This window comes from Actinomadura oligospora ATCC 43269 (assembly GCF_000518265.1).
In the GTDB taxonomy this organism is placed as follows: Bacteria; Actinomycetota; Actinomycetes; order Streptosporangiales; family Streptosporangiaceae; genus Spirillospora; species Spirillospora oligospora.
Map to the genome: position 1 here is coordinate 718,132 of NZ_KI912410.1, position 12,262 is coordinate 730,393.

A 12,262-nucleotide genomic window follows, 5' to 3' on the forward strand; every position below is an offset into this window, starting at 1 on the left:
CATGCTGACCGTCGGCGCTCGCCTGAAGGCGATCATCTTCACCCTGCTGGCCGTCTTCGTGATCTCCTACATCGCGATCACGTACGCGGACCTGGGGAAGTACGTCGGGCTGCGCGGCTACTACGTCGTCAAGCTGGAACTGCCCACCACCGGCGGCCTCTTCAAGGGCTCGGCCGTCTCCTACCGGGGGATCACGGTCGGCAAGGTCGGCGACCTCAAGCTCACCTCGGACGGCGTGCTCGCCGAGATGCACATCTCCGACAGCGCCCCCGACATCCCCCGCGACCTCAAGGCCATCGTGGCGAACCGGTCGGCCGTGGGCGAGCAGTACGTCGAGCTGGAGCCGGAGCGCGAAGGCGGCCCGTACCTCGCGCAGGGATCGGTGATCCCGCGCAGCGCGGCGACCACTCCCGTCCCGGTCGAGCAGACGCTCAAGAGCATCAACGACCTGTCCGGGACGCTGCCGCTGAACGACCTGAAGATCGTGGTGGACGAGCTCGGCCAGGCGTTCGCCGGGCAGGGCCCGCACCTCCAGAAGCTCCTGGACACCAGCGGCGAGTTCATCGCCGCGTCGGACGCCGCGTTCCCGGAGACCGACGAGCTGATCAAGAACGGCAACGTCGTCCTGAAGACGCAGAACGACGAGGCCCAGGCGTTCAAGGACTTCGCCCGGAGCTCCCACCTGCTGGCGCAGACGCTCCGGTCGTCCGACGGCGACATCCGGACGATCCTGGAGGAGGGGCCGGACGCGAACCGGGAGTTCTCCAGGCTGCTCCACGAGTTGGACCCCGGACTGCCGACCCTCCTCGCGAACCTCCTGACGACGGCGCGTCTCACCGACGCCCGCCTGCCGGGCCTGGAGACGACCCTCGCGAACCTGCCGAAGATCTCCGCGATCGGGCCGTCCATCGTCCAGGACGGCAAGCTGCGCCTCGGCCTCATCAACACGTTCTTCAACCCGCAGCCGTGCACGCGCGGCTACGGCGGGACGCGGTACCGGAACGGGACGACCGAGCTGAAGCCCGTGGACTTCAACGGCGACGCGCACTGCGCTGAGCCGAAGAGCAGCGGGATCAACGTCCGTGGCGCCCAGAACGCCCCGCATTACGGCGTTCCGTCTGCGGCCGTCCCAGGCGTGGACAGGGCCAACCTCACGGCCGCGCAGCCGTTCTTCTCCGCCGTCGGCCTCCCGGCCATGGGACGTGACAGCGGAACGTCCCTGCAGCGGCTCCTCGGGATCGGCCAATGAGAAAGATCGTCGGGCTCGTCCTGGTCGCCGCCGCCCTCGCGTTCCTCGGGTTCGCGGGGTGGCGGTGGTCCGGGACGGTCTGGAACGAGGACCGCACGTACGCGGCGCAGCTGAGCGACATGAAGGACACGGCCGTCCGGGACATGGTGATGCTGAACAGCGTCGACCCGTCCCGGGCGCAGCTCGACATGGAGCACTGGCTCGACATCTCGACCGGCACGCTCCGCGAGGCCCTGCAACGCGACCTGCCCGCCGCTCAGGCGAAGTTCGCGAAGCAGCAGGTGCCGACCCGCGGTGAGGTCACGGCCGCCGCGGTGACGTCGTTCGACAAGGACGCGGGGAAGGCGACGGTGCTCGCGTCCGTCCGGGTGTTCCTCGGCGCGGACTCGGGCGGCGCGCCGTCCTCCGAGCAGCGGAAACGGTTCGAGGTCGGCATGAAGCGGATCTCGGACGGCCTGTGGAAGGTCGAGTCACTGACGCCGGTCGCGCCGGGAGGCCACCTGTGAGCGTCGAGGTCGAGGTCCGGGCGAGGCCCAAGAAGAAGCAGAAGCCGGAGAAGCGCTCGCGCGCCTTCCTCAAGCGCTGGTGGCCCTACCTGGTCGCCGTGGTCGTCGCCGCAGCCGCCTTCGCCTTGAACACCTGGGCGTCCGACCGCGCGTCGGGCGGCCCGGCCGCGAACCGCGCCCTCCTCGACAGGACGGCCACATCGGACGCGCTCACGAACGTCAGCAAGGCGGTCGAGCGCGTCTTCACCTACTCGTACACGGACCCGGACTCGACGGCGCGCGCCGCGTCCAGCCTGCTCACGGGCAAGGCCGCATCCCAGTACCAATCGCTCTTCGGACAGGTGCGCCAGGAGGCGCCACGCCAGCAACTCGCGCTGACCACCAAGGTCTCGCGCGCCGGCGTCGTTCGTCTCGATCGCGACGGAACGGCTGTGGTCGTGGTGTTCCTCGACCAGCAGTCGACCCGGGCGGGCAAGGCCACGGGCACGCCCGTGGCCGCCCAGCTCATCGTCACGGCCCACCGCTCCGGCGGGACGTGGCGCATCACCGAACTGCGGGCTGCCTGAAAGGAAGGGGTGGATTTCAGGTGGACACCAAGGAAGAACTCAAGGACAAGGCCGAGGCTGCCACATCCGTGGAGGAGGAGGCGGACCAGAAGCCGACTCCGAAGCCGAAGTCCAAGGTCAGGACGAGGGACGTCACCAAGAAACCCCCGCCCGAACCCTCAGACGAGGACGCGGAAGCCGAGGAGCCGGAACCCGAGTCTTCGGAGGCCGAGACCGAGGCTGAGGCGGAGAAGCCGAAGGCCGACGAACCGGAGAGGAAGCGGAGCTGGCGACGCGATCCCCTGATCCTCGTCGCGCTCGCGATCACCGTCATCGCCGGGCTCGCGGCGGCGTGGTTCGGCTGGAGCTACCACTCGGCCTCGAACGACAAGGGCATCAACCAGGCCCGCATGCGCGACGACGTCCTCCGCTCCGCCGAGCAGGAGGTCGTCAACCTGAACACGCTCGACTACACGAAGATCGACCAGGGCCTGTCGCTCTGGCAGGACTCGACCACCGCCGATCTGTACAACCAGATCGTCCAGGGCCGCCAGCAGCTCGCCGCCTCGATCACGAAGGCGAAGACGGTCAGCACCGCCAAGATCCTCGAGTCCGGGATCACCGAGCTGGACTCCGACGCCGGGAAGGCGGGCGTCATGGTCGCGATCCGCGTGACGGTGACGACCCCCGACGGGAAGTCGTCCACGACCACCCGGCGTCTCTCCGGGCAGCTGACCAGGACGTCCGACGGGTGGAGGCTCTCCGCCCTCGGCCAGGCCGCGACGTCGTCGGGGAACTGATGAGCGAGAAGACGAAGAGCAAGAAGAAGATCCCCGGCACCGCCCGGACGCGCGTCGTCGCCCTTTTGGGCGTCCTCACCATCGCCTTCGGCACCACGGCCGCCTGGACGGCCAGCAAGGCGAACGCCCTGACCGGCGACACCGCGGCCGAGAACCACGCCCTCACCGACAACGCCCGCACGAGCGAGGTGAAGGGCGAGGTCACCAGCGCCCTCAACACGGTGTTCTCGTACAACTACGCGGACACGGCCAAGACCGAGCAGGCCGCGAAGAAGCTGCTCACGGGCGATGCCGTCCGGCAGTACGACGCGCTGTTCGCGACCGTTCGGCAGCAGGCCCCGCAGCAGAAGCAGATCCTCACGACCACGGTCACCGACACGGCCGTGAAGTCCCTCAAGGACGACCAAGCCCGCCTGCTGATCTTCGCCGACCAGCGCAACACCCGCACGGACAAGAACCAGACCAGCTACTCGGCAGCCGTGTTCGCGGTGACCGCGATCCGCGTGGACGGCACCTGGAAGCTCACCGCCATCGACACCTTCGGAGGCTGAACGAAGAGCCTCAGCTCATAGCGACAGGCACCCGCCTGTCGCGACCGCCCGGTCGAAGGGAGACCCGTCATGAAGCAGTCGGTACGCAAGGCCCTGCTCGGCGCCGCCGTGGCCAGCTCGGTCATCGCCCTCACCACCGCTCCCGCCCAAGCGACCGGGCAGGGCGTGACCACCAGCCACCCGATCACCCTCACCGGCAGCGCCACGTGGAAGAGCACCACGACCGGCGGGACGATCTCCTGCACCAAGTCGACGGGAACGGGAATCGCACAGGACCCGCCGAACGCCTTTGTCCAGATCAACTCGATGGCGTTCAGCAGCCCGGCCAACCCGAACGGCTGGTGCACTGGCCCCGGCATCTTGATGCAGGTCACTGCTTCCGGATTCCCATGGACCCTCAGTCCGACGGGCGTGACCGTCGGCGGGGTGACACCCGTTTCCGTGACCGGCATTAAGGCGTCCCTCGTCGGCAGCGACAACTGCCACGCGACCATCACGGGCCCTGCCGGTGGCGGCGGGACGGTCACCGGTAAGTACACCAGCGGCACCGCCTCCCTGACCCTCGGCGGCGTCGGAAGCACCTCCAACCTGACCGTCCAGACGGCGGACATCAACTGCGACCCCGGGCTGATCAACGTGGGCGACTCCATCACGATGAACGCCTCGTACACGGTCAGCCCACCTCTCGTCTTCTAGACCAGCCCGGACCGAACGCCGTCGACACCTTCGGAGGCTGAACGAGAAGCCTCAGCTCATAGCGACAGGCGCCCGCCCGTTGCGATCGCCCGGTCGAAGGGAGACCAGTCATGAAGCAGTCGGTACGCAAGGCCCTGCTCGCCGCCGCCGCAGCCAGCTCGGTCATCGCCCTCACCACCCCCGCCCACGCGACCGGGCAGAGGCTGGCCACCCCCCAAGCCATCACGCTCACGAACAGCGGCAACGTCTCCGTGAAGGACAACACGACTGGTGCTGGCTGGTCCTGCACCACCTCGAAGGGAACGGGGACCGCGGACGTCAGCGATCCTGCGTCGAACCCTGTCTTTCGGGTCAACTCGTTGACGGCCGCCAGCCCGTCGACCGGCTGGAACGGCTGGTGCAACGGCTTCTTCGCGCTGCAGGTCACCGCAGACACCACCACCCCTTGGGCTTTCAACGTGACGGGCCCCACCGTCTCCGGCGTGACGCCCGGCACGCTGACCGGCGTGAAGTTGAGCCTCCTCAGCAGCGACGCCTGCCACGCGCCCCTCGCAGGCCCTGGCGGCGTCGGCGGCACTCTCAGTGGCAAGTACAACAACGCCACCCACGCTCTGACCATCGGTGGGCTCGGCAGCACCAGCAACCTGACCGTCCAGTCGGTGGATGCCAACTGCGACCCGGTGTTGACCGACGTGGGCGATTCCTTCAGCATCCACGGCACTTACTCAATCAGCCCGTACGTCGTCATCAACATTCCTTCCTTGTCCAGTGACCCGAGGAAGAACCTCACCCGAATGAGTCTCGGCAGATGAAAACTGCTTCGGGTCAGGGTTTGACGTCACCGGGTGACCGATGAAGAAAATGAGCGGAATTTCCGGTACTGGCAGTGCATAAAAGGTCACTCCCTCAAGGAGGTGCATCGTGCGTCCCGAAGCTGCCGCGCTATGGGTGGAGGCGAGGTGGACTCCTTGGGGAATCGCCGGTGGCGCAGCTCGCCGAACTGGCCCGCAACGTTCGGACCGGCGTGGCGATCGCCGGGTGTGGACGCTCAGCCCTCACTCGACCGACCCGGGACGGCGAGCATCGCGGATGTGTCGCCGAGTCCCTGACCAGCGACAAGCGGACGTCGCGCCGTCACCACAGGCGAGTTTGTGCGGCGCACCCGGTGAGGACCGGGTGCGCCGCCCGGCCGCGACCTTCGCCTCGACCAGTCCACCTGGCGCGCGCAGGGAAGCCCGCCCTCATCGTCCCCTCCGGTCCCTGGAGTCACAAGGATCATCACTCGGTGATAAAAACGCGAGATCCAAAACTCACTTCAAGTGAATACGTCGGGCTCGCGTTTTATCACCTGGTGATAAGACGAAAAAAGTTCCAAATCTCCTATTGAATCCGCCGGGACCCCCGCTTATGGTCAGACCATGCAAGCGGGCGGGAGAGGGAGAACCAGCCCCCTGGCGGAGCAGTAGAGATTCACCGCCACCGAGGAGGTCCCGTCCATTCTCGACAGGTAGAGGAGATGCCCGAAAGCACACGCCGTCACCGTCCCTACGAGAACTCGCAGACCACCCCACTGAAGGGAACAAGAACCGGCATGCGCAAGCTCACTCGCAACAGCATTTTCAGCGCCGCGGTCGCCACCGCCGCGCTCGGTCTCACCGCCGGCACCGCCTTCGCCGCCGGGCCGCCCCCCTACACCGGGACCATCTCGGTCTCGGCCACCGGAGCCACCGGAACCTCCATCGGCGTCACGGTCACCAACACGACCAACGTGACGGCCAAGGACCTGACCACCCTGGCGTCGATCACCTGCACCAAGGCGACGGGGACCGGCACGGCCAAGCTCGGCTCGGGCATCAGTCCCAACGGATCCGCGAGCCTCACCGCCGCGACCTTCTCCAGCCCGGCCAACCCGGGCGGTGCGTGCTCCGGTCCTCTCGGCATCACGGTGCAGGTCACCGCGGACAACCTGCCCTGGTCCATCAGCGTGGACCCGAGCACCGTCGTCAACGGAGTCTCCGCGAAGGGCGCGATGACCGGTGTGAAGGCGCACATCGTCGGCAGCGACAACTGCCACGCGACCGTCACGGGCCCCGGCGGTGGCACAGGCACCCTCTACAACGGCAGCTACACCGACTCCACCGGCATTCTGAAGTTCGACAGCACCGGCGTCAGCGACCTGAGGGTCGCCACGGTGGACGCCAACTGCGACCCCTCGCTGATCAACGCCGGTGACCCCATCACGCTCTTGGGGTCCTTCAAGGTCACCCCTGTCTCCCCGGCGACGGGCTTCCTGACCATCAACACTCCCTGACCTCTGTAACGGCGTAAGCCGATGACCGGGCCGCCACGGGACCTCCTGTGGCGGCCCGCCCCACTACCTGATCCAAGGACTTTCATGCTCGCGAGCCCCCACAGAGTCGTACGCGGCGCAACCGTGACCGCCCTGCTGGCAAGTGCAGGCGTGCTGGCCGCAGTCCGAGTTGCATCCGCCGACATCGGGGCGCAGGTGTCCTACCTGTGTGCGACGCCCAAAGCCACCTACGGGGTGTCCCTCGGGATCAAGGCCGAAGTGCCTGCGACCGGCAAGATCAACGCGCCGGTGCGTATCGGCGACGTCGGCGTGACCCTGAAGGCGCCGGGGAGTCTGCGCAGCGAGCTGGCGAGAACCGGCCAGCCGGACTCGACGGGGGCGGCACCAGCCCCGTCGCTGAACGGTGTGGCATCGATCGCGGTGAACGTCGGCCAAGGCCAGACGTCTGTCAACGCGGGATGGCCCACCTTCTCGCTGACGTCGGGTTCAGACCAGACGAATCAGGTGCTCCTGCAAGGGACCGGCGCTGTCCCCGCGCTCCTGACGGATCAAGCGGGACAGGTCGTCTGGAAGGCCGGGCAGATGGTGCTCCGGCTGTCGGCCGAGGGGCAGAAGGCGTCCACCGTCACGCTGACCTGTACCCCCAAGAGCGGGACCGTCCTCGGAAGGCTGGCGTTGAAGGGGAGGACGACACCCTCCGCCTTGCCCAAGCGGTCACCGCTGGCAAATCAGCCGGCGGGCGATGATTCGCGTGCTGACTGCATCGTTACTCCATCCCCGTTTGAGCCCGGCGGGGGGATGAATCCCGACCCGCGCCTGGACCCGCCTCCCGCGCCGCCCGGGGTGAATCCAGGCCCGCTGAGGCCGATCCGCCCGGGCACGCCCAAATGCGGGAAGGCTGCAGGGTTCGGAAATCTCGGAAAACTGAAGGCCGCCATTCCGCTTGGTGCGCAGATCAGGTTCCGCATGAACATTCAAAGTCGGACCGATTTGGCGAATAATTATATTCGGAGTAATAGTTACGGGAGTACGGCAACGACCCCGTCGACGGGGACTGCACTGGGGTTTGGATTCATGCCGACCACTGCAACGGTGCTTACCAGGCAGGCGGCTCCACCCGGTGGTTCCAGCGAAATGGGGAACCTGTATGCCGATGGGCCGTTCACCGGCGCTCCGACTTCCTTTGAAAGTCGCGCGTATGCGCGCTCATTCGTGGATCTCCGTGTCAAGAATATTTCCGTCAACGGAACCAGTCTGAGTATGGGTGAGAACTGCCATACGGGCGCGCTGCCCTTGAATATATCCGCGGACCTGGGCAACGACAGTGTCGGTACATTGAGTCCGGAGCAGGGCGGCACGTACACGGGGAGCGTGTATGTGCCGGGCTTCAGCGGGTGTGGGGCCGGTGAGGATCTGACACCTCTGGTGGATGCGACGAGCGCCGGAACCAGTAACTATCTGAAGGTCGAATCCGGTCTCTGGTGTCTGGCGAGTCCAGATGTACCGGGAGGCTGTACGGACGAGCCGGAGCCCCTCTCGTACACGGTCCTCCCCGGCAAGGCGGTAGAGGCAACCGTCAGTCCATTCACACTGACTGCTGATAACGGGAACTCGGTCCAATGTGAGTCTGCAAGGTTGAAGATGAACTTCAAGCGTGGACGCTATCTGTCCATGTATCGAATCGCGACCGTTGACGGTGCTCAGTTCAAGAAGTGCGTCAGAGGGAACGGTGGAGTCCCGACCGAAGTGCATGGTGCGGGATTCCCGTGGACGCTGCACGTGAACACTACTCAAGGCGTTCCGGGGCAGTGGGCGATGCAGTTGGCCGGATTCAAGCTCGAGATGACCGGCTCCGACGGTTGCAACTTCAGCCTGAATAGGATATCCGATGACGGTACAACGGATATGCCGGCCACGCTGGGCGAAGTTTCCGTTGACCCCAGCAAGGATCGCCTCAGTTTCGGCACGGGAAATCCAGTTGCCGTCGGAGTGGAACCCCAGTGCAGCGATCCGGATCCGGATTTGCAGCCGACCGCAACCTGGTATGTCGCTGGCGATTTCTCGTACAGTCCGCACCAGAAGATCACCTCCCCCTGACGCTGCCTGCCCGTCGTCGGGGCGTCGCTCCCCATCGATTTCGGTCCAATCCGTGGACCGGCAGAGGAGAAAGGCATGGCCATGCGCAATAAGTCGTTCACCAGGTGGACGGGGCGTGGGATGGCGGCGGGTGTCGCTGCTCTCGCGACGACCGCGGGTCTGATGTCGGGGACGGCCGCGCATGCGGATGACCCGATTCCGACGTTCGATTTCGCGGACTGCCCGGTGCTGCAGGCTCCGTATGTGAACGGGGGGTCGGTCTGTCTGGAGTCGATCGTCACGAGCGGGACGTTCCAGCTCGGGAAGTTCAACCAGCAGATCACTTCGCCGATCAAGTTGACGTTCGCGAGTGCTCTGAACCCGGACACGCAGGAGTACACGCCGATCTTCGGCAAGATGCGGGCCGACAAGATGCTCGTCCAGCCGGGTATCTTCGGCGACCCGCTCCTGACCGCGGTCTACGCCCAGCCTGAGTTCGCGGGTGTTTTCGACCAGCCGACCGGGCCCGACTATCACATCACGCTCGGTATGCGGATCCGTCTGAGCAACCCGTTCCTGGGCGGCTCCTGCGTGATCGGTGACACGGGCAACCCGATCACGCTGCACCTGACCACGGGGACGACCAGCCCGCCCGCGGGTACCGCGCCGATCACGGGTAAGCCCGCGACGATCGTTCAGCGGACGCCGTTCGTGATCCGTTCGGCGACTCACGTGGACAACACCTTCGCGGTGCCGGGTGCCAAGGGTTGCGGGCTCGGCGGTACGGCGAATTGGCTCGTCAACCTTCAGGCCGGTGTTCCGTCGGCGGCGGGCCAGAACCAGATGATCTTCAACGAGTACCTCGGGCAGAAGAATTACCCCGCGACCTAGTAGTCCCGTTGACCCGGGCCGTGCCCCGCGCGACCACCACCCCTGCGCGGGCACGGCCCGTCCCACCTCCCACCCGAGTCGGGACGTAAACATCGGTCACCCGGCAGAACTTCGGGGCCGACAGCATGTATCGGGGGCTGTTTCTCCATCGACTCCGGCCTGGCGACGGGCCGGCAGGCAGAAGGGAATGGCCATGCAGAAGTTCACCTTCGCAGGGCGTGGCAGGCGGCGGGTGGCGGCAGGTGTCGCCGCTATCGCGACGGTCACGGGTGTCATGTCGGGGACGGCCGCGCATGCGGATGACCCGATTCCGACGTTTGATTTCGCGAACTGTCCGGTGTTGCCGGCTCCGTATGTGAACGAGGGTTCGGTCTGTGTGGAGTCGATCGTCACGAGCGGGACGTTCCAGCTGGGGAAGTTCAACCAGCAGATCACCTCGCCGATCAAGCTGACGTTCGCCAGCGCGTTGAACCCGGACACGCAGCTGTACACGCCGATCTTCGGCAAGATGCAGGCCGACAAGATGCTCGTCCAGCCTGGCATCTTTGGCGACCCGATCGTCACGGCGGTCTACGCCAAGCCGGAGTACGCAGGCGTCTTCGACCAGCCGACGGGGCCGGACTACCACATCACGCTTGGCATGCGGATCCGCCTTACCAACCCGTTCCTTGGCGGGACCTGCGTGATCGGTGACACCGGCAACCCGATCACGCTCAACCTGACCACGGGCACCACGAGCCCGCCCGCAGGCACCGCGCCCATCACGGGCAAGCCCGCGACGATTGTCCAGCGGACGCCGTTTGTGATCCGTTCGGCGACCCACGTGGACAACACCTTCTCCGTCCCCGGCGCCGACGGCTGCGCCCTGGACTTCGGGCTCGTGAATGCGATCGTCAACGCCCAGGCCGGTGTCCCATCGGCGGCGGGCAAGAACCAGATGGTCTTCAACGAGTACATCGGCCAGAAGCTCTACACCGCTCTTCCCTAGCGAAAGTAGGCACCCGAGTCGTGCCCGCCGCCCACCCGCAGCGAAGGGCACGACTCGTCCACCCACACCCCGCGAGGAGAGAAGATGAGACTCGGCAAGTCTGCACGCCGTGCGTTCTGCGCCACCGCCGTGGCCGCTGCCGCCCTGGGCCTGGCGGCGGCCCCCGCGCAGGCGCGCCAGGCCATGCCGACCGATGAGATCCCCACCTTCGACTACGCGGACTGCCCGCCCCTCCCCCCAGGAACGACGCCCTCGGGGTCCTTCTGCTTCGAGGCAATCGCCAGCAGCGGAAGCGTGACGATCGGCAACGTCACTCACGTCATCGACACTCCGCTCAAGCTGACCTTCGGGAGCCCCTGGTCCGATGAGACGGGACCCAGCCAGGTCTTCGGCGCGCTCCGTGCCGAGCGGTTCCAGGTGGCGACTCGGCATGGCGAGCCCGTCTACGCCCAGCCCGAGTATGCGGGCGCATTCGAGTTCACCCAGTCCCTGGGGCTGAACCTCAGCTTCAAAATCAGGTTCACGGGCGAGGACCTCGGAAGTCACTGCACGGTCGGGACTGACAGCGACCCCATCTCCGTGCATCTGACCACCGGAACCACCACACCTCCACCCCCGTACCAGCCGATCAGCGGCGTCCCGTGGAGTCGTGTCGCACCAGGTGTGCGCGCGGGGACGGTCGTGGACAACAATTTCCCGGTTCCGACGGCGACCGGGTGCAGCGACAACGGCAACGCGTTCCTCAACAAACTCGGTGGTCTGCCCTCCCCGGCTGGCGTCAGCACGGTGATCCTGCCCATGCACGTCGGCATGATTTCGTACTCGAACCTCCCGTAGGTGCATGTGGTGCGACTCCCTCTTTCAAGGGAGGGAGTCGCACCATTCCACGTTCAAGCCGCCGACCACGAGGCAATTGCAGTTGACGAGATCTACCACCGTGGCTTTGGCTGCGCTCACCACCGGACTCTCGGTGGCGGCTCCGATGGCAACGCCGCGCTTCCGCTCTCAGGCAGGAGGTGCGCGGCGGCCCTGGTGGTGGCGGCGGGGTCGGCGGTGGTTAGGGCGTCTAGGAGGGTTTCGGGGGATGAGGCGCTGATGAGGATGGGGCCGGTGGCGCGCCAGATGCCTCGGGTGTCCACCTGGACGTCCCAGCGCGGGTAGAGGTCGCGGAGGATGGCGGTTAGCAGTGTGCGAGCGCTCACGCGTGCGCATGTAGGAGCGCCCATACGACTTTGCCTCCCTCTGGGAGACGGGTGAATCCCCATGCGGGGACCATCAGATCCACCATGGCGAGGCCGCGTCCCGTAAGGCCGTCGAGAGTGAGGGGCTTGACGGTAGGGAGCTTGGTGCTTGCGTCCAGTACCTCTATGACGGGGCCCGCGTCCGTGTTGAACACGCGTGTGGTGATGGGATCGCCGTTGTCGGACCCGTGCCGGTGTGCGTTCGTGGCCAACTCGGTCACTACCGTTCGCGCGAGGTAGGCGAGGTCGCTGTCGTACGCGTTCTCGGCGAACCAGTCCGCGACGAAGTCGCGAGCAGCCTTGATGGATTCGGGCTCGGACTTGACCTCCAGCACCGCGACGCCGTTCGGCGGCGGCGTCGGCCGGAGTTCGGCTTTTGTGATCATCACCTTGGCCTCGGATCTGTGT

The 12,262-nt window shown here is 66.4% G+C and carries 13 protein-coding genes; 12 read left to right on the plus strand and 1 reads right to left on the minus strand.

Features of this window, described 5'->3' with window-relative positions; all coding sequences use genetic code 11:
• Position 1: 1 nt before the first annotated feature.
• The 12 genes from P696_RS0135010 to P696_RS0135070 all read left to right on the plus strand — a co-directional run bounded on the left by P696_RS0135010 (position 2) and on the right by P696_RS0135070 (position 11,450).
• Positions 2 to 1,249 carry an MCE family protein gene (locus P696_RS0135010; RefSeq protein ID WP_026415976.1) on the plus strand — a complete coding sequence of 416 codons (1,248 nt, stop codon included), beginning with the start codon at positions 2 to 4 and terminating at the stop codon, positions 1,247 to 1,249.
• Positions 1,246 to 1,755: a hypothetical protein gene (locus P696_RS53280; protein ID WP_051468524.1), complete on the plus strand. Its 510-nt coding sequence runs from the start codon at positions 1,246 to 1,248 to the stop codon at positions 1,753 to 1,755. Before P696_RS0135010 ends, P696_RS53280 begins: the two co-directional genes overlap by 4 nt.
• Positions 1,752 to 2,321 (plus strand): hypothetical protein, encoded by a 570-nt coding sequence (locus tag P696_RS0135020; RefSeq protein WP_026415977.1) that lies wholly within the window; start codon positions 1,752 to 1,754, stop codon positions 2,319 to 2,321. Before P696_RS53280 ends, P696_RS0135020 begins: the two co-directional genes overlap by 4 nt.
• Before the next feature lie 20 nt (positions 2,322 to 2,341).
• Positions 2,342 to 3,100, plus strand: coding sequence for a hypothetical protein (locus P696_RS0135025; RefSeq protein ID WP_211245920.1), 759 nt, complete (start codon positions 2,342 to 2,344; stop codon positions 3,098 to 3,100).
• The gene (locus P696_RS50150) at positions 3,100 to 3,651 is read left to right on the plus strand and encodes a hypothetical protein (RefSeq protein WP_157430096.1); all 552 of its coding nucleotides are present in this window, start codon (positions 3,100 to 3,102) and stop codon (positions 3,649 to 3,651) included. The genes P696_RS0135025 and P696_RS50150 overlap by 1 nt, the downstream gene beginning before the upstream one ends.
• Positions 3,652 to 3,720: 69 nt before the next feature.
• Positions 3,721 to 4,347, plus strand: a complete 627-nt coding sequence (locus tag P696_RS0135035; RefSeq protein ID WP_026415979.1) for a hypothetical protein — start codon at positions 3,721 to 3,723, stop codon at positions 4,345 to 4,347.
• Positions 4,348 to 4,457: 110 nt separating this feature from the next.
• Entirely contained in the window at positions 4,458 to 5,159 is a 702-nt protein-coding gene (locus P696_RS0135040; RefSeq protein ID WP_026415980.1) for a hypothetical protein, read from the plus strand.
• 779 nt (positions 5,160 to 5,938) lie between these two features.
• Positions 5,939 to 6,658: a hypothetical protein gene (locus P696_RS0135045; RefSeq protein WP_026415981.1), complete on the plus strand. Its 720-nt coding sequence runs from the start codon at positions 5,939 to 5,941 to the stop codon at positions 6,656 to 6,658.
• A gap of 123 nt (positions 6,659 to 6,781) precedes the next feature.
• On the plus strand, positions 6,782 to 8,755 hold the full coding sequence (locus P696_RS56540) for a DUF6801 domain-containing protein (RefSeq protein ID WP_157430097.1): 1,974 nt from the start codon (positions 6,782 to 6,784) through the stop codon (positions 8,753 to 8,755).
• Between the two features lie 75 nt (positions 8,756 to 8,830).
• The gene (locus P696_RS53285) at positions 8,831 to 9,625 is read left to right on the plus strand and encodes a hypothetical protein (RefSeq protein WP_051468526.1); all 795 of its coding nucleotides are present in this window, start codon (positions 8,831 to 8,833) and stop codon (positions 9,623 to 9,625) included.
• A 193-nt stretch (positions 9,626 to 9,818) separates the two neighbouring features.
• Positions 9,819 to 10,613: a hypothetical protein gene (locus P696_RS53290; RefSeq protein WP_157430098.1), complete on the plus strand. Its 795-nt coding sequence runs from the start codon at positions 9,819 to 9,821 to the stop codon at positions 10,611 to 10,613.
• 84 nt (positions 10,614 to 10,697) lie between these two features.
• Positions 10,698 to 11,450, plus strand: coding sequence for a hypothetical protein (locus P696_RS0135070; RefSeq protein ID WP_026415984.1), 753 nt, complete (start codon positions 10,698 to 10,700; stop codon positions 11,448 to 11,450).
• A 361-nt stretch (positions 11,451 to 11,811) separates the two neighbouring features.
• Here the strand turns inward: P696_RS0135070 and P696_RS50165 are convergent, their stop codons facing one another.
• On the minus strand, positions 11,812 to 12,240 hold the full coding sequence (locus tag P696_RS50165) for an ATP-binding protein (RefSeq protein WP_157430099.1): 429 nt from the start codon (positions 12,238 to 12,240) through the stop codon (positions 11,812 to 11,814).
• Between the last annotated feature and the right edge of the window lie 22 nt (positions 12,241 to 12,262).

Bases quoted from the DNA above. Each gene is read 5' to 3' on its own strand.
- P696_RS53280 (WP_051468524.1), top strand. From the start codon at position 1,246: ATGAGAAAGATCGTCGGGCTCGTCCTGGTCGCCGCCGCCCTCGCGTTC.
- P696_RS50150 (WP_157430096.1), top strand. From the start codon at position 3,100: ATGAGCGAGAAGACGAAGAGCAAGAAGAAGATCCCCGGCACCGCCCGG.
- P696_RS0135010 (WP_026415976.1), top strand. From the start codon at position 2: ATGCTGACCGTCGGCGCTCGCCTGAAGGCGATCATCTTCACCCTGCTG.
- P696_RS0135070 (WP_026415984.1), top strand. From the start codon at position 10,698: ATGAGACTCGGCAAGTCTGCACGCCGTGCGTTCTGCGCCACCGCCGTG.
- P696_RS53285 (WP_051468526.1), top strand. From the start codon at position 8,831: ATGGCCATGCGCAATAAGTCGTTCACCAGGTGGACGGGGCGTGGGATG.
- P696_RS0135035 (WP_026415979.1), top strand. From the start codon at position 3,721: ATGAAGCAGTCGGTACGCAAGGCCCTGCTCGGCGCCGCCGTGGCCAGC.
- P696_RS0135045 (WP_026415981.1), top strand. From the start codon at position 5,939: ATGCGCAAGCTCACTCGCAACAGCATTTTCAGCGCCGCGGTCGCCACC.
- P696_RS53290 (WP_157430098.1), top strand. From the start codon at position 9,819: ATGCAGAAGTTCACCTTCGCAGGGCGTGGCAGGCGGCGGGTGGCGGCA.
- P696_RS50165 (WP_157430099.1), bottom strand. From the start codon at position 12,240: ATGATCACAAAAGCCGAACTCCGGCCGACGCCGCCGCCGAACGGCGTC.
- P696_RS0135040 (WP_026415980.1), top strand. From the start codon at position 4,458: ATGAAGCAGTCGGTACGCAAGGCCCTGCTCGCCGCCGCCGCAGCCAGC.